The sequence below is a fragment of the Pantoea sp. BAV 3049 genome (assembly GCF_009765445.1).
GTDB lineage: Bacteria > Pseudomonadota > Gammaproteobacteria > Enterobacterales > Enterobacteriaceae > Erwinia.
Map to the genome: position 1 here is coordinate 4,092,612 of NZ_WHOY01000031.1, position 16,836 is coordinate 4,109,447.

A 16,836-nucleotide genomic window follows, 5' to 3' on the forward strand; every position below is an offset into this window, starting at 1 on the left:
CCGCTGTGTGGAGTCGCATTATAGGGATCGCGGGAAATGAGTCAACGGTTTTTAAAACGAAAATGTGCGTTCGTCTTAAAATTAAACAAGATGTTGGGGTTTTGTGCAAAAACAGCAGCCTGCTGTTGTCTTTTCCACCGAAGACGGTATGGAAGCCGGGGAATGCCGTTGAGGATTCGTCTTCAGATGGTAGAATGTTGCCCACTTTCTTTTGGTCTTTATCAGACCTCCCCGGCGATGGCCGATTCTGATAGCGTAATAAGGCAGCTGTTAATGAAAATCAAAACCCGCTTTGCACCCAGCCCGACCGGCTACCTGCACGTTGGCGGCGCTCGTACCGCACTGTACTCCTGGCTGTTTGCCCGCAATCAGGGCGGTGAGTTCGTGCTGCGTATAGAAGACACGGATCTGGAACGCTCCACTCAGCAAGCTATTGACGCGATCATGGATGGCATGAACTGGCTGAGCCTCGACTGGGATGAAGGCCCGTACTACCAGACCAAACGCTTTGACCGCTATAACGCGGTGATTGATGACATGCTGAAAGCGGGCACGGCCTATAAATGCTACTGCTCGAAAGAGCGTCTGGAAGCGCTGCGTGAAGAGCAGATGGCGAATAATGAGAAGCCTCGCTATGACGGCCGCTGCCGCGACAGCCACGAACATCATGCTGATGACGAACCTTGTGTGGTTCGCTTCCGCAACCCGCTGGAAGGCTCGGTTATTTTCGACGACCAGATCCGTGGCCCGATCGAATTCAGCAATCAGGAGCTGGACGATCTGATCATTCGTCGTACTGACGGCGCGCCGACCTATAACTTCTGCGTGGTGATCGATGACTGGGATATGCAAATCACCCATGTGATCCGCGGTGAAGACCACATCAACAACACGCCGCGCCAGATCAACATTCTTAAAGCGATCGGCGCAGAAGTGCCGGTTTATGCTCACGTTTCGATGATCCTCGGCGACGCCGGTAAAAAACTCTCCAAACGCCACGGTGCGGTAGGTGTGATGCAGTACCGGGATGACGGCTACCTGCCGGAAGCATTGCTGAATTATCTGGTGCGTCTGGGCTGGTCCCACGGCGATCAGGAGATTTTCAGCATTGAGGAGATGAAGCAGCTGTTCGATCTGAATGCAGTCAGTAAATCTGCCAGTGCGTTTAACACTGAAAAACTGCAGTGGCTGAACCATCACTATATTAACAGCCTGGCTCCGGAATACGTTGCCACCCACCTGCAGTGGCATATCGAGCAGGAAAAAATCGATACCCGCACCGGTCCTGAACTGGCGCAGCTGGTCAGGCTGCTGGGCGAACGCTGCAAAACGCTGAAAGAGATGGCTGCTTCCTGCCGCTATTTCTATGAAGACTTCAGCGAATTTGACGCCGATGCGGCTAAAAAACACCTGCGTCCGGTGGCCCGTCAGCCGCTGGAAGTGGTGCGTGACAAACTGTCTGCTATTACTGACTGGACTGCTGAAAACGTGCATGACGCCATTCAGGGCGCGGCCGATCAGCTGGAAGTGGGAATGGGCAAGGTTGGCATGCCGTTGCGAGTTGCGGTGACCGGTGCCGGCCAGTCTCCGGGGCTGGATGTCACGGTACAGGCTATCGGCAAGTCCCGCTCCATCGCGCGTATTGAGAAAGCGCTGGGCTTTATCGCGGAACGCGAAGCCCAGGCTTAATCAGCAACACTGCAGAAATGACAAACCGGCCAGATGGCCGGTTTTTTTTACTTCTCTGGCTGGCCGATCTCCAGACGGAGCAGCATGCCTTGTATGCCTTCACGTAACAGTAACGAGTAAAGCTGTTCCTGTTCTTCCGTGTTCATTTGTTGGATGGAAGTCATCAGAAGAGCGGGAAGGGAGTTTTGTGTCACGCGGTAAGTCGCGGTTGGCTCGGCAACGTGTCGGGTAGACTTTAAAAAGTTTCTGACGTTTTCATCAATATGGATCATACGGGCTTTGCCGCCCTGAACACCGGGTTTTGGCACCGTTGTCCATTGCTCTTTCTTAACCCATTTATTGATGGTTTGCCGACTGAAACCCGTTTCCTGCGCCAGTTCTTCTGGCGTTAACCATTCCTTTTTCATTATGCAATATCCTTTTTGCGTTTATTTGTAACGGGTACATATTACAGGAAATTGTTGTGTGAACAACTAACAGGAGGGACTAATAATTGACATATCTCAGGAAAGCAACCCCTCTGCCGGATGGCAGAGGGGAAAAAATCAGCGGGAGGCGGTAACCGACTCATTCTGAGGACGCCAGGCCAGGTAGTAAGCCAGGCCGACAAAAACCCCACCACCAACAGCATTACCTAAAAATACTGCAACAAAATTAGGCAGATAATCCGCCCAGCTCATCTGACCGGCAAAGATGGCGGCAGGGATGATAAACATGTTCGCCACCACGTGCTGGAAGCCAATGGCCACAAACGCCATCACCGGGAACCACATGCCGAAAATTTTTCCCACCACGTCTTTACTGGCAAAGGCCAGCCATGTCGCCAGGCAAACCAGCCAGTTACAGCCAATACCGGAAATAAAAGCGTGCATAAAGTCGGCATGTACCTTGGCGTTAGCAATAGCCACGCTCTTTTTCAGATAGTCCCCCTCTGTCATGCCCAACAGGTGACCAAAGAACCACGCTACCGCGATGCTGCCGATAAAGTTGGCCAGAGTCACCCAGAACCAGTTGCGCAGCACGCTGTACCCGCTGACCTGACGGGCAAACCAGGCGATTGGCAATGTCATCATATTGCCGGTCAGCAGTTCACCGCCTGCCAGCACGGTCAGGATAATCCCCACCGGGAACACCGCTGCGCCCAGCAAGCCGCCAAAGGAACCCCATTCAGCAGGGAGCTGATTGATGACGTGGATATCCAGCAGAAATCCGGTAGCGATAAATGCGCCGGCCAGGAAACCGAGGATCAGTAAAGAAGGAATGGATAAATGACTTTTGGTGACGCCAGACTGGATGGCGACCGCTGCGATTTCTTTCGGTGAATGCAAGGACATAGTGGCTCTGATTCTTATGGAGTAGAAGAAAGAATGGCCGGCTCCGTCGCGTTGACAACGCGCGCATCCAGCGCTGAGAGGGGTCCGGCATTCGAAAACGCGGGCAGTTTTGCACGAGAATTTAACAAAAACAAGCGCCAGTCAGCGCTGTGTTTAACGCCTTATTTACATGATTGCCATTGTGAGTCTGTGATTGCAGCCGTATCACTACATAATTGCACTCTGCGCATCATTTTCTCGCATGCAGCTGGCGAGTGTTGGTGGTTTGTGCTGACCGACTGCTGGGCAGATCAGGCATTTATTCAGCGCCTTGGCGGCTTTTTCAGCGATCAACCACAGATTGGCAATTTGCCGTTGACACCACCGACGCTGTTTCATATTATCCCCGCCGTCGAGACGACAAGGTTTTTCGGTTCGGGGGTATAGCTCAGCTGGGAGAGCGCTTGCATGGCATGCAAGAGGTCAGCGGTTCGATCCCGCTTATCTCCACCAAATTACAATGTTGTCTGAAAAGACTCTGCCCCGGCAGAGTTTTTTTGTTTCTGCCGTCCGCAAAAAAGAAAATTTCCCTGTTCATAGTCGAACCGAATGTACGGCTTTGTTTAGTCGCACAACAGGCAATGGTACTTATAGCGTTCTCTGCCTGCGACTCAGCCCTATCCCTGCCAAAATGAATATCTACACTAATGCCCAGTTCTGGATAATTTCTTACCGGCCCGTGACGCCATACTTTAGATATCTGTTGAGGATAATAATCTGCTTTTCAGGAGGTATGGCAGTCTCGGTCATAAAAAAAGCCCATCTGGTCAGATGAGCTTATTCTGTCATTTATCGCACCGTTTGCGTCACCACGTTGAATCCATGCGTCCCGTCGCGATCCAGCTGTGCAATCAACCCAAACTCCCAGTCCAGATAAGCCTGCATCGCCTGTGTGGAATTATCCGTGCCTTCATACGGGCGGCGGTAACGATCGTTTCTCTCCTGCAGCAGCCGCGTTTCGCCTCTTTCCACAGGCAGCTCTGCGGCTTTCCATGCGGCGTTACCGCCTTTCAGCACCGCAACGGGTTTACCGGTCAGCTTTGCCACTTCATCAATGGCATAGCGGGCCAGCAGGCTGCTGCCGCAGGTCACCACATAACGCTCTGCTTTCGGTAAGGCAGCCGCGTCGGTTACCGCGAGAAGCGCACGTGTCAGCCATGCTGCACCAGGAATATGGCCCGCAACGTAGTTGGCGCTGGTAGTGAAATCCAGTACCTGCGTTCCTCCCGCAGCCAGCAGTTCGGCCAGATGAGCCGGTTCAACCTCTTCGCGTGCTGGCAATGGCGGCACCTCAGGCGTCCATCCGCCGCTGACGCTGAAGTCAGCGGCTGTCAGGCCGTCCAGCACGGCGACATCCCAGCCCATTTGCGCCAGCCACGAGGCACTCATATTGGCGCGTACGCCTTCGCTGTCTGCCAGTACCACTTTCGCACCGCGCACGCTGGCATAGTGGTCTGTCTCCTGCACCAGTTGCCCGCCAGGCACGTGACGCGAACCGGGCAGATGGCCTTCGGCGTATTCACTGGCATCACGTACGTCGAAAAGATAAACCGTTTGCTGAGACTGCTGCCATTCATGCAACTGTCCTGATGTGATGTGCTTCACGCCAGCCCGTTCAGCAACTTCACGTGCGCTGCGTGCAGCCTGCACTCGCGCTGTGTCACTGACTTCACCGTAACGACGTGACTGACCGTACTCCAGCGGCTGTCCGGCCAGAGTCCAGCCGATGGTGCCGTTTCTCAGTGCCCATACCGGGTTACGAATCCCGGCATTAACCAGCGACTGGGTGCCGATAATGCTGCGCGTGCGGCCTGCGCAGTTAACAATAATTTTGGTGGTGGGCGAGGGCGCTAAATCCCGCACGCGCAGCACCAGTTCTGCTCCCGGCACGCTGATGCTGCCCGGAATGCTCATCGTCTGGTATTCATCGAAGCGACGGCTGTCGAGTACCACCACCGGTTCACCGCTTTGCAACAGCGCCTGTACCTCTTCCGCTGGCAAAGAAGGCGTATGGCTGCGGCTCTCCACCAGCTCGCCAAACGCCTTGCTCGGTGAGTTAACGTCAATAAATACTTCGCCGCCCGCTTCGCGCCAGCCCGCAAGCCCGCCTTCCAACAGCGCAACGTCGGTGTATCCGAGAGCCGTCAGGCGAACGACAGCCCGTTTCGCCAGCCCTTCACCGTTATCGTAAACGGTGACCTGAGTAGCCAGGCGCGGCACGCGGTTAAGGATCTCAATTTCCAGCTTCGACAGCGGAATATTCACTGCGAAAAGCGGATGCCCTTCAGCATACGCAGCCTCTTCGCGCACGTCGATCAGTGCCACTTCCTGGCGGTTTAACAGCGCCTGACGGAGTTTGTCATAGCGACGGTGAGTGAGAATTTCAGCCATGTGAGAGATCCCAGATATTGGGTAAAAAGGCGTTGTTATAGCCGGAGATAAACGGTTTTTCGCTGCCGTCTTCAGCATAAACCGCCCGTTTCACTGCCCCGATATTGCCGCCATAAACATGAATACTGATAGAGGTCCGATCGTCAAAAGCGTTACTCACGCGATGAATATCACCAATATCGGGCGATACGGCTTCCACGTCGCCGGGATTGAGCCGTACCGGCTGACCTTCTTCATGCAGGCGACCGCGTTCATCGCGACGGAAGTTTTGCGAAACCTCAGCGCCACGCAGCATGCCAATCAATCCCCACACGCGGTGATCGTGTACCGGCGTGGACTGGCCAGGCCCCCAGACAAAACTCACAACCGAGAAGCGCTGCCGGGCATCTGCATGCAGCAAATACTGTTGATAGCGTTGCGGACTGGGACGGGCAAACTCATCCGCCAGCCAGTCATCATGGCGGATTAACTCCGCCAGCAGCTGACTGCCACCGCTCAGGATCTCTGCTTCGCTGTTCGGTTTATCCAGCAGCTCTGCCAGCCCGCCGACAAAAACTCGCAGGCGATGATACTGTATTTCACTCATGCTTAGCCTCCTGGCTGTCCGCCACCTGATTGGCCTGTGCCGACAGGCTGTAATCAAAGGCCTGATGGACGTTGACCGCCTTCGGCAGGACGTGATTTTGATAGAAGAAATCAGCAGATTGCTGCAACGTATCCGCCAGTTTCGGGGTGAAATCCACCGGGCGGATCTGCGCGCTGGCTATCCAGCGCTGAGTGATTTTTTCCGGCATCCCCAGTGATGTCGACAGGGCTTTGGCAAACGCTTCAGGATGCTGAGCCGCCCAGATTTGCGCTTTCGCCAGCCTGGACTGCAGATCGGCTATCGCCTGACGTTTTTGCGGATCTTTCAGCGCTTCTTCCCGGGCCAGCGCATACGAATAGCCGGAAAGGATACCTTTACCGCCGCCCTGCGGCACCAGAATGTCCTGATCGACCACTACCGCAGAAGAGACGTAAGGTTCCCAGGTTGCCCAGGCATCCACCGAATGGCTGGCAAGGGCCGCGCGGCCATCCACCGGGCCGAGGAACCGCATCGTGACGTCGGAAGGTTTCAGCCCGGCACGCTCCAGCAGGCCGAGCAGCAGATAATGGCCCCAGCCGCCGCGGTTAACGGCAATCTGCCTGCCCTTCAGGTCTTTCAGGCTGTGGATCCCGGAATCAGAGCGGGTCAGCAGGGCGATGCTGTCCGGATTATTCTGCCAGGCCCCCACTGCTTTCACCGGCGCGCCCGCAGCAAAGACAAACAGGAATGGCAGATCGCCGGTAAAACCGACGTCCAGCGCGCCCGCATTCAGCGCTTCCTGCACCGGCGCGCCAGAATCAAACGAGGTCAGTTTCAAATCGTAGGGCAGATTATCTAACTGGCCTGATTCCCGCAGAGAGATAAAACGGTCCCCTTTAACATCTCCCAGCCGCAGGGTAACTTTCTCTGCCGCGACAGCAGAAGCGGTGACGGCGGACAGCAAAACGGCAAGCAACAACGAACGACGCATCAGGCACTCCTTGCCACACGGCGGGCTACCACTTTCTCCCGCGTTAGTGGAATCAGCTCTTTGCCGTATTCCACTGCATCATTCAGCGGATCGAACCCGCGGATCAGCACGCTTTCAATGCCGAGGTTGTAGTAATCCAGTAGCGCATCCGATACCTGATCCGCAGTCCCTACCAGAGAAGTCGAGTTGTAGCCACCCGCCACCAGTTTGGCGATGCCGGTCCAGAGGTTTTTATCCAGCCGTTCGCCTTCATTTGCTGCGGCCATCAGGCGTTGTGCGCCGACGCTTTGCGGTTTCGGCAGCCCGAAGTCATGCCCGGATTCGATCAGCTTTTTACGGGCGGTTTCGCGAATATATTCTGCTTTTTCCCACGCCTCTTTTTCCGTCGCGGCGATAATCGGGCGAAAGGAGATGTTGAAGCCAATCTGTCGGCCATGACGGGCTGCAGCAGCACGTACGGTACGCACCGTTTCCGCTGCACCAGCCAGCGGCTCGCCCCATAGCGCAAAAACGTCGGCATGACGTGCCGCCACCTCTATCGCCTCCGGCGAGGAGCCACCAAAATAGACCGGCAGGCTGGACTGCACCGGCTTCACCGCCGAATAAGCCTGCTCTACCTGATAGTGTTCGCCCTGATGATCGTACGGCTGCTCAGAAGAGAGGCTCTGGCGCAGCACGCTAAGGAAATCGTCGGTGCGCTCGTAGCGCTGGGTTTTATTCAGGAAATCACCGTCCCGACGCTGCTCGGCGTCATTACCGCCACTGATGATATGCACCGCCAGACGCCCTTCGGTCAGATGATCGAGCGTGGCCAGTTTACGTGCCGCCAGCGTTGGTGAAACAAACCCAGGGCGGTGTGCCAACAGAAATTTCAGCGTGGAAGTATTGGCTGCCGCGTGGGCAGTAACCAGAAAACCGTCCGGTTGATCTGACCAGTAACCCACCAGTACGCGGTCAAATCCGGCCTGTTCATGGGCGCGGGCGAAGTCAGCAATGTACTGCTTATTGAAGAGAGGGCCGCTGGCCGGGATGATTTCCGAAGCCAGACGATGGCCAATCATGCCGAGAAACTGGATGCTCATAAGATTTTCTCCGAGGTGAGGGCCGGTGGATCGGCACTGAAGAGAAAACCCTACGTTCGGAGGCTTTAGCTGTGAAATTCATAAATGTGCAAAGCTATGTTGAAAAACAGCTAATCGCCCCCTGGCGGCTTATGTCTCATTAGCATAAATATTGCGCAGAAATGCATTTAGATTCTAAAAAAGAGAGTGCTAGTCTCAGGTTTTCCTCTTTTTGAGACACCAGATGAAGACGCACCGTATATCGTTAATTGCGCTGATCACTATGGCTTTTGCTGCACCTGCGCTGGCCGCCAGCACCCTTTCCGTTGGCGATCAGCGTGGTAACGCCAGAGCCATTCTGGAAGCCGCAGGCGAGCTGAATAACCTGCCTTACCGGCTTGAGTGGCATGAGTTTGCCAATGCCGCGCCGCTGCTGGAAGCAATGCGTGCCGGATCGATTGATGCCGGTTCGGTGGGCGATGCGCCGCTGACGTTTGCTGTGGCGGCCGGACTGGATGCCAAAGGTATTCTGGCAACACAATATGCCGGGAACGCCATCATCGTGAAGAAGGGCAGCCCGATCCATTCGGTAAAAGATCTGGCAGGCAAACGTGTTGCCACGGTTAAGGGCTCCTCCGGCCATAACCTCGCCCTACAGGCGCTGGCGAAAGCGGGCGTCGATCCGAAAAGCGTTAACTTTGTCTTTACTACGCCAGCCGAAGCGACGCTGGTGCTTGATCAGGGCGGAGTGGACGCTGTCTCAACGTGGGAACCCTACGTCTCGTTCGCCACTCACCAGTCCGGCGCGCAGATCCTCGCTGACGGCAAAGATTACCCGGCGCTCAATTATCTGATTGCCAGCAATACCGCCATTGCGGCTAAACGTTCCGAGCTGGCGGATTTCACCCAGCGCCTGACCCGCGCCCGCGCCTGGGGCGAGCAGCATCCGCAAGCCTACGCGGCTTCCATCAGCAAGCTGTTGCGCATCCCGCAGGATGTGGCGCTGTCTAAGGTAGAGCGTGAGGTCAACACCGTGGACAGCAATCAGCAGCAGGTGCTGGCCGTGCAGCAGAACACCGCTGACTTCTACGTGAAGAATGGCCTGATCCCCAAACCACTGACCGCTGCGAGCTTTATCGACCTCAGTCTGTCACAGGGCAAATAATATGCATCTGGCACTCTACCTCAGCGATACCGGGCTGCATGCAGGTGGCTGGCGCCACCCTGACGCGCATAATCACGATCCGATGCAGCTCAGCACCTGGCTGACGCTGGTGAAAAAAGCCGAAGAGGCGAAGTTTGATTTTGCCTTTATTGCCGACAAGCTGTCGGTGGATGATATTTACGGCAATGATATTGCCACCACCGTGCAGTACCGACCAGGTTATGCGCGGCCCGAGCCGATGGCGCTGCTGACTGCGCTGAGCCTGTTTACCGGCCGGATTGGACTTGGCGGCACGGTGTCGACAACCTATGGCGAGCCTTTTCACACCGCCCGCACCATCGCGACTATCGATCATTTCAGCGCGGGCAGAATGGCGTGGAACGCCGTAACTTCTACCAACGATGGCGAAGCACGCAACTTCAGCCGCCAGCAGCATCTGGGGCACAAGGAGCGCTATCAGCGGGCGGGCGAGTTTATCGATGCCGTGCATCATCTGCTGGCGAGCTGGCAGCCAGAGGCGCGAGTGGCGGACAAAGAGAGCGGCGTGTATGTCGATCCGCGAAAGGTCAGCTATACCCATTTCCACGGCGACCATTTCCAGATCAAAGGGCCACTGACCGTGGCGGCTTCGCCGCAGGGCAGGCCGGTGCAGATCCTCGCTGGTGTCTCGCAGGATTTCAAAGATGTGGCTGCACGTGTGGCTGAAGTGATCTTCACTGTGCAACCAGACCGTGAGCGGGCAAGGCAATTTTACCAGCAGTTTAAGGCGGAAATGACGGCGTTTGGCCGTGCTCCTGAAGCCTGTAAAGTGCTGCCGGGCGTGATGCCCATCGTCGGCGCAACCCGGCGTGAAGCAGAAGAAAAACGGCGGCGGCTGGACGACCTGGTGAACCCGCTGGCCGGGCTGAGCTTTATGTCAGCCAGCATGAACTACGACCTTTCGCAGCACGATCCCGATGAGTTGTTCCCGGATATTTATCATCTGATCAGCGGCAGTAAAGGGCGATTCGAGTATGTTATCTCACAGGCCCGCAAAGACGGAAAAACGCTGGCTGAGGTGGCAAAAACTTATGCCGCCAGCGCATCATTCCAGGTCATGGTGGGCACGGCGGAAAGCATTGCGGACGAGATGATTGCCTGGGTGGAGGCGGGAGCCTGTGATGGTTTTGTGCTGATGCCTGCGGATATGCCCGCTTCGCTGAACGATTTTGCTGACCATGTTATCCCTGAGCTGCAAAAGCGCGGTGCATTCAGAAAGGATTATCAGGGCCACACGCTGCGTCACCATCTGGGACTGGCACGACCATAAAAAAAGCGGCCCGTTTAACGGAGCCGCTTTTGGTTGCAGGCAAATCATAACCGCTCATCGGGCGGGTAAACTTTCCTGCATGGTCGCCGTTACAGCACCAGCCCGGCGATGGAAGCCGACAGCACGCTGACCAGCGTTGAGCCGTACAGCAGCTTCAGACCGAAGCGGGAGACCACGTTACCCTGTTCTTCGTTCAGGCCCTTAATCGCACCGGCCACAATCCCGATAGACGAGAAGTTAGCGAAGGAGACCAGGAACACTGACAGGATGCCCTCACCGCGTGGTGAAATGTGACCCGCCAGTTTCTGCAGATCCATCATCGCCACAAACTCGTTCGACACCAGTTTGGTGGCCATGATGCTGCCAACCTGCAGGGATTCGCTGGCCGGAACGCCCATCACCCAGGCAAAGGGGTAGAAGACGTAGCCCAGCACGCCCTGGAAGCTGATACCGAAAATGGTGTCGAACAGGGCGTTAATCGCGGAAATCAGCGCGATAAAACCAATCAGCATTGCGGCCACGATCACCGCCACTTTGAAACCGGCAAGGATATACTCTCCCAGCATTTCAAAGAAGCTCTGTCCCTTGTGCAGGTCGTTCAGCTTCAGATCTTCTTCGCTTTCCACACGGTACGGGTTGATCAACGATAGCACGATAAAGGTGCTGAACATGTTGAGGATCAGCGCCGCCACCACGTATTTCGGCTGGATCATGGTCATGTATGCACCGACGATGGACATCGAAACGGTCGACATCGCTGTCGCCGCCATGGTGTACATCCGGCGTTGTGACATTTTGCCCAGAATATCTTTATAGGCGATAAAGTTCTCTGACTGTCCCAAAATCAGTGAGCTGACCGCGTTAAAAGATTCCAGTTTCCCCATGCCGTTCACTTTCGACAGCACCGTGCCGATAGCGCGGATCACCACTGGCAGAATGCGGAAGTGCTGCAAAATACCAATCAGTGCGGAGATAAACACGATAGGGCAAAGGACGTTAAGCCAGAAGAAGGCCAGCCCTTTGTCGTTCATATTGCCAAAAACAAAGTTTGTACCCTGGGCGGCATAAGCCAACAGCTTGTCGAACAGACCCGCAAAACCCTTTACGAATCCGAGGCCGACTTCTGAGTTCAGGAAGAACCAGGCGAGCAGAACCTCAATCACCAGAAGCTGTATAATAAAACGTACGCGAATGTTTTTGCGATCGCTGCTGACCAGTAAGGCCAGCAGTGTCACAACAACCAGCGCCAAAGCAAAATGCAGAATGCGGGACATGATTGCTCCAAATTTGAAGGCTGTTATATTTCGCTGCACATTCTATGTAACAAGTTACAGAAAAACGAGACCTACGCCGCAATATAACAATTACCTATCGCGCGGTGGTAAGAATCTTCTGGCCTGTCACATTCAGATACTGTTTAAAAAATCACCCGATCTCTTGTAGGGGCTTATTTTTTACCCTAAAGTAAAAACTGTTGCTGAGATGTTGGCTATGACGTACTTTGTCGTGAGGTATAGCAAATGCTATATTTCTTAGCGTTGGCTATTACAGCGATAAAGATAACCAATTTAAATGCACTTGATAATCATTATCACTTAAAAGACAATATTAAAATCAGGTGTATTAGCAGGGGTACGACTATGTTCGAAGGCCGCACTGCGGAGCAAACGGTCCGTAGTTCCCGAAAAATTAAATTTGCTTTGATGGGGCCAGCCTTCATCGCGGCGATCGGCTATATCGATCCCGGTAACTTCGCCACCAACATTCAGGCTGGCGCTTCCTACGGCTACAAGCTGCTGTGGGTGGTGGTCTGGGCCAACATTATGGCGATGGTGATCCAGCTGATGTCTGCCAAGCTCGGTATCGCGACCGGTAAAAATCTGGCGGAACATATCCGCGATCGCTTCCCGCGGCCTGCCGTCTGGTTCTGGTGGGTGCAGGCAGAAATTATTGCCATGGCGACCGACCTCGCGGAGTTTATCGGCGCGGCGATAGGGTTCAAGCTGCTGTTTGGCGTCAGCCTGCTGCAGGGGGCAATGCTGACCGGCGTGGTGACTTTCCTGATCCTGATGTTGCAGAAGAGGGGAGAGAAACCGCTGGAGCTGGTGATTGGCGGGTTACTGCTGTTTGTGGCAGCCGCTTATGTGATTGAGCTGTTCTTTTCACAGCCGAAAATTTCCGATCTGATGGCGGGAATTGCCGTGCCATCGCTGCCAACGGCCGATGCGGTGCTGCTCGCCGCCGGGGTGCTGGGGGCGACTATCATGCCGCACGTGATTTATCTGCACTCTTCGCTGACGCAAAGCCCGGAGGGTGGCACCCGTTCCGAGCGCTACTCTTCAACCAAGCTGGATGTGGCGATTGCCATGACCATTGCCGGGTTTGTGAACCTGGCGATGATGGCCACGGCGGCGGCGGCTTTCCACTTCAGTGGTCATACCGGGATTGCTGAACTCGACCAGGCTTATCTGACGCTCGATCCGTTGCTGGGCCGCGCCGCAGCGCTGGTATTTGGCCTGAGTCTGCTGGCGGCAGGGTTATCTTCCACCGTGGTCGGGACGATGGCAGGCCAGGTGGTGATGCAGGGCTTTATCCACGTGCGCATACCGCTGCTGGTTCGCCGGGTGGTCACCATGCTGCCTTCCTTTATCGTCATTCTGGCCGGCTGGGAGCCAACGCGGATTTTGGTGATGAGCCAGGTGCTGCTGAGTTTTGGTATCGCGCTTGCGCTGATCCCGCTGCTCTCGTTTACCGGTAACCGTGAGCTGATGGGCGATATGGTTAATTCGGCGCTGATGCAGAATGTCGGCAGAGTGATTGTGATGGTCGTGGTGGCGCTGAATGTTTACCTGCTGGTTGAGATGGCGATGGGAATATAACGCCCGCCAATAAAAAATGCCGCTCCCGAACAGGAGCGGCATTTTTTTGCCTGAAATCAGTGGTGGTGATCATAGCGCTCATGGTGACGCCATTCGCGATGGCGTTCACGGTCGTGCCATCTGCGCTCGCGCTCCCACTCATGACGGCGGCGCATCTCTTCATGACGACGCCACTCTTCGTGCCGCCACCAACGGCCATCGTTATAACGGTAGTTATTGTGCCAGTAACGGCCATCGCGCCAGCGACCCCCATCCCAGTACATACCGCGTGGATCGCGGTCACCAATGTGCAGCCTCACGCCGGGGGCGATGGTGATGTTGGCGCTGTCGGCCTGCGCTGTGTGCATTGCCAACGGAGATAAACTTGCCAGTAAAGTGGCAACAAGAATTAAACGTTTCATACTTTCTCCTTATCAACGGCATAACTGATCCGCTGTGGTGTCGAGATTATAAAGAGATTGTTGCCGTTTCGCCTGGGAGAATCTGAAAGGGTGGGTGAAAGGTGGAATTGGGAATTATCTGGAGGGTTCCCGCCGCATGCTGCGGCAGGAGAGAGGTTACTTCAGAATTGCTTCAATCTGGTTCAGTTCAGCCTGGCTGAATTCACGGTTTTCCAGCATCCTGACGGCATCATCAATCTGACTGGTTTTACTGGCCCCAATCAGTACTGAAGTGATGCGATTACCGCGCAGCACCCAGGCCAGCGCCATTTGCGACAGTTTCTGACCGCGCTGCTGTGCCAGCTCGTTTAGCTGCCGCACTTTATCCATTTTCTCCGGCGTCAACTGATCGCCGCTGAGGAATTTGCTGTCGCTGGCGGCGCGGGAATCTTCCGGGATGCCCTGCAGATAGCGATCGGTCAGCACGCCACCGGCCAGTGGGGAGAAGGCAATGCTGCCCACGCCTTCCTTCGCCAGCACGTCCAGCAGGCCGTTTTCCGGCGCGCGTTCGAACATTGAATACTTCGGCTGGTGGATCAGGCACGGGGTGCCGAGCTGGCGCAGGATAGCAATGGCTTTATCGGCCAGCTCCGCCGGATAGTTGGAGAGCGCGATATACAGCGCTTTACCCTGACGAACGATGTGATCCAGCGCGGTCATGGTCTCTTCCAGCGGCGTTTCAGGGTCCGGGCGGTGATGATAGAAGATATCCACATACTCCAGTCCCATGCGCTTCAGGCTCTGGTTAAGGCTGGCAATCAGATACTTGCGTGAACCCCAGTCACCGTAAGGTCCATCCCACATGGTATATCCCGCTTTGGAAGAGATGATCAGCTCGTCGCGCAGTGAATGGAAATCTTCCCGCAGGATGCGGCCAAAATTCTCCTCGGCTGAACCCGGAGGCGGTCCGTAATTGTTAGCCAGATCGAAATGAGTGATACCGTTATCAAAAGCATGGCGCAGCAGTTCACGGCTGTTATCCACGCGGGTGCTGTCGCCAAAGTTATGCCACAGGCCGAGGGAAATGGCAGGCAGCTTCAGGCCGCTGTGTCCACAACGATGATAGGTCATTGTCTGATAACGTTTTGCATCTGGTTGATAAACCATGAATAAATCCTGTGCGGTAGCGTACGGAGTGGCGAAAGCATAGCAGTGTATACGGTTACATCGAAGCGGTACGCGCCCCGGATCGCAACTTGAGGAAAAATCTGAGGCGTAACGTCATCTTGCCACTTTTTTGAGCGGCATATTGCTAACACGGTGAAAATAATCGGCAATACTCAGTACAGATCGTTTTCATTGGAGAGAAAACCATGCACAGCGTGACCGTTGGGGAGTATCTGCTGCTTCGTCTGCATCAGGCCGGTATCGGCCATCTTTTTGGCGTGCCGGGCGACTATAATCTGCAATTTCTGGACCGCGTGATTGCCAGCCCGGATATCGGCTGGGTGGGTTGTGCTAACGAGCTGAATGCTGCTTATGCCGCCGATGGCTATGCCCGCTGCCGCGGAGCCGCAGCCCTGCTGACGACTTTTGGTGTCGGGGAGCTGAGCGCGCTCAACGGCGTGGCGGGAAGTTACGCAGAATATCTGCCGGTTATTCATATTGTGGGGGCACCGGCAAGCGCAGCTAAACGCGACGGACTGCTGTTACACCACACGCTGGGTGATGGCGACTATAACCATTTTCTGCGCATCTACCGGGAAGTGACGGTGGCACAGGCGGTGCTGACAGCCGAGAATGCGGCAACAGAAATTGATCGCCTGCTGGTTACCGCCTTTCGCGAGCATCGCCCGGTTTACCTTTATTTAGCGACCGACGTGGCCGAAGCTCATATCCCGCCGCCGGTCGCTCCCCTTGCCGTGACGGCTTACGTCAGTACGGATGCGGTCGAAGCCTTTGCTGTTGCGGCTGAGAAGCTGCTTTCAGCAGCACATAGCGTCTCTTTGCTGGCTGATTTTCTCGTGGATCGGGCAAGACAGAAAGGTGTGCTGCAGCAGCTAATCAGTGAAGTTAAGCTGCCTTTTGCCACACTACTGATGGGGAAAAGCGTCCTGCCGGAGCAGCTTGACGGATTTGCCGGAACCTATGCCGGAGCAGCCAGCGCCGGAGAGACAAGGCGCATCATTGAAGAGTGTGAGGTGACAGTGACTGTTGGCGTGCTGTTTACCGATACCCTTACCGCCGGATTTACCCAGCAACTCGACCCGCTGAAGAACATCGACATCGGCCTCAACAGTTGCCGGGTGGGGGATAAGACATTCCCACAGGTTCCCATGGCGGAGGCTATTGCCGTGCTGCACCGGATGGCCCTGCGCTACGGCAACCACTGGCACCGGTCCATTGCGCCGCCTCCGGCTCTGAAAGACGTCCCTTCTGACTCCCTGACGCAAAATACCTTCTGGCAGGCGGTGCAGGATTTTCTGCAGCCAGGTGACATTGTGCTGGCGGATCAGGGCACGGCGGCGTTTGGCGCTGCGGCCCTGCGTCTGCCTGACGATGCCCTGTTTATCTGCCAGCCGCTGTGGGGCTCAATCGGCTTTACGCTGCCTGCGGCTTATGGTGCCCAGATTGCCAGCCCCGAGCGGCGTGTGATCCTGCTGATTGGTGACGGGTCCGCTCAGCTCACAGCGCAGGAACTGGGGTCAATGCTGCGCGACGATGTGCATCCAGTCATCTTTATTCTTAATAATGACGGCTACACCGTGGAGAGGGCTATTCACGGCGAGCATCAGCGCTACAATGATATAGCGGCCTGGAACTGGACGCAGCTGCCGCAGGCGCTGAGCAAAGAGTGTGCGGCGCAAAGCTGGCGGGTGACGCAAACGGCGCAGCTGGTTGAGGTGCTCAGGGTTATCGGGCAAACTGCGCGGCTTTCGCTGGTGGAAGTGGTACTGCCGCAGCAGGATGTCCCGCCATTATTAAAGGCGGTGAGTGCCGCGCTGAACCAGCGAAATTCGTCATAATCGCAAG

16 protein-coding genes and 1 tRNA gene are annotated in these 16,836 nt (G+C 55.5%); 8 read left to right on the plus strand and 9 right to left on the minus strand.

The annotated features are described in order from the left end of the window. The coding region (locus tag GSQ70_RS26115) for a hypothetical protein (RefSeq protein ID WP_233268383.1) at positions 1–251 on the plus strand (251 nt) is incomplete at its 5' end. Positions 252–273: 22 nt separating this feature from the next. Further along, positions 274–1,689, plus strand: coding sequence for a glutamate--tRNA ligase (gene gltX / locus GSQ70_RS20250; protein WP_158784197.1), 1,416 nt, complete (start codon positions 274–276; stop codon positions 1,687–1,689). A 47-nt stretch (positions 1,690–1,736) separates the two neighbouring features. Here gltX and GSQ70_RS20255 read toward each other — a convergent pair whose 3' ends face one another. Together GSQ70_RS20255 and GSQ70_RS20260 are read right to left on the minus strand one after the other, a co-directional pair. Next, complete coding sequence (locus GSQ70_RS20255; RefSeq protein ID WP_158784198.1) at positions 1,737–2,096, minus strand: YfeC-like transcriptional regulator; 360 nt, start codon at positions 2,094–2,096, stop codon at positions 1,737–1,739. Positions 2,097–2,234: 138 nt separating this feature from the next. Then, positions 2,235–3,023 (minus strand): formate/nitrite transporter family protein, encoded by a 789-nt coding sequence (locus GSQ70_RS20260; RefSeq protein ID WP_158784199.1) that lies wholly within the window; start codon positions 3,021–3,023, stop codon positions 2,235–2,237. A 33-nt stretch (positions 3,024–3,056) separates the two neighbouring features. Between GSQ70_RS20260 and GSQ70_RS20265 the strand changes: the two genes are divergently transcribed. Both GSQ70_RS20265 and GSQ70_RS20270 read left to right on the plus strand, forming a co-directional pair. Next, positions 3,057–3,449: a hypothetical protein gene (locus GSQ70_RS20265; protein ID WP_158784200.1), complete on the plus strand. Its 393-nt coding sequence runs from the start codon at positions 3,057–3,059 to the stop codon at positions 3,447–3,449. Next, positions 3,440–3,515: transfer RNA gene (locus GSQ70_RS20270), tRNA-Ala, on the plus strand. Before GSQ70_RS20265 ends, GSQ70_RS20270 begins: the two co-directional genes overlap by 10 nt. A gap of 336 nt (positions 3,516–3,851) precedes the next feature. Here the strand turns inward: GSQ70_RS20270 and GSQ70_RS20275 are convergent. From GSQ70_RS20275 to GSQ70_RS20290, 4 genes are read right to left on the minus strand one after another with little or no spacing between them, the layout of a single operon-like run. Next, positions 3,852–5,453, minus strand: coding sequence for a rhodanese homology domain-containing protein (locus GSQ70_RS20275; RefSeq protein ID WP_158784201.1), 1,602 nt, complete (start codon positions 5,451–5,453; stop codon positions 3,852–3,854). After that, on the minus strand, positions 5,446–6,039 hold the full coding sequence (locus tag GSQ70_RS20280) for a cysteine dioxygenase (RefSeq protein ID WP_158784202.1): 594 nt from the start codon (positions 6,037–6,039) through the stop codon (positions 5,446–5,448). The genes GSQ70_RS20275 and GSQ70_RS20280 overlap by 8 nt, the downstream gene beginning before the upstream one ends. Then, the gene (locus GSQ70_RS20285) at positions 6,032–7,009 is read right to left on the minus strand and encodes an ABC transporter substrate-binding protein (protein ID WP_158784203.1); all 978 of its coding nucleotides are present in this window, start codon (positions 7,007–7,009) and stop codon (positions 6,032–6,034) included. The genes GSQ70_RS20280 and GSQ70_RS20285 overlap by 8 nt, the downstream gene beginning before the upstream one ends. Further along, complete coding sequence (locus GSQ70_RS20290; RefSeq protein WP_158784204.1) at positions 7,009–8,091, minus strand: LLM class flavin-dependent oxidoreductase; 1,083 nt, start codon at positions 8,089–8,091, stop codon at positions 7,009–7,011. The genes GSQ70_RS20285 and GSQ70_RS20290 overlap by 1 nt, the downstream gene beginning before the upstream one ends. Before the next feature lie 223 nt (positions 8,092–8,314). Between GSQ70_RS20290 and GSQ70_RS20295 the strand changes: the two genes are divergently transcribed. Next, positions 8,315–9,235: an ABC transporter substrate-binding protein gene (locus GSQ70_RS20295; protein ID WP_158784205.1), complete on the plus strand. Its 921-nt coding sequence runs from the start codon at positions 8,315–8,317 to the stop codon at positions 9,233–9,235. Between the two features lies 1 nt (position 9,236). After that, the gene (locus tag GSQ70_RS20300) at positions 9,237–10,544 is read left to right on the plus strand and encodes an NtaA/DmoA family FMN-dependent monooxygenase (RefSeq protein WP_158784206.1); all 1,308 of its coding nucleotides are present in this window, start codon (positions 9,237–9,239) and stop codon (positions 10,542–10,544) included. A gap of 89 nt (positions 10,545–10,633) precedes the next feature. On the opposite strand, the gene GSQ70_RS20305 is transcribed toward GSQ70_RS20300, so the two are convergent. After that, entirely contained in the window at positions 10,634–11,818 is a 1,185-nt protein-coding gene (locus tag GSQ70_RS20305) for a NupC/NupG family nucleoside CNT transporter (protein WP_158784207.1), read from the minus strand. Between the two features lie 366 nt (positions 11,819–12,184). Between GSQ70_RS20305 and GSQ70_RS20310 the strand changes: the two genes are divergently transcribed. Beyond that, entirely contained in the window at positions 12,185–13,423 is a 1,239-nt protein-coding gene (locus GSQ70_RS20310; RefSeq protein WP_158784208.1) for an Nramp family divalent metal transporter, read from the plus strand. A 56-nt stretch (positions 13,424–13,479) separates the two neighbouring features. On the opposite strand, the gene GSQ70_RS20315 is transcribed toward GSQ70_RS20310, so the two are convergent. Then, positions 13,480–13,824: a DUF2502 domain-containing protein gene (locus tag GSQ70_RS20315; RefSeq protein ID WP_158784209.1), complete on the minus strand. Its 345-nt coding sequence runs from the start codon at positions 13,822–13,824 to the stop codon at positions 13,480–13,482. Positions 13,825–13,980: 156 nt separating this feature from the next. Further along, complete coding sequence (gene mgrA / locus GSQ70_RS20320) at positions 13,981–14,970, minus strand: L-glyceraldehyde 3-phosphate reductase (RefSeq protein ID WP_158784210.1); 990 nt, start codon at positions 14,968–14,970, stop codon at positions 13,981–13,983. Positions 14,971–15,176: 206 nt separating this feature from the next. Between mgrA and GSQ70_RS20325 the strand changes: the two genes are divergently transcribed. Continuing rightward, positions 15,177–16,829, plus strand: a complete 1,653-nt coding sequence (locus GSQ70_RS20325; protein ID WP_158784211.1) for an alpha-keto acid decarboxylase family protein — start codon at positions 15,177–15,179, stop codon at positions 16,827–16,829. The last annotated feature ends 7 nt before the right edge of the window (positions 16,830–16,836 follow it).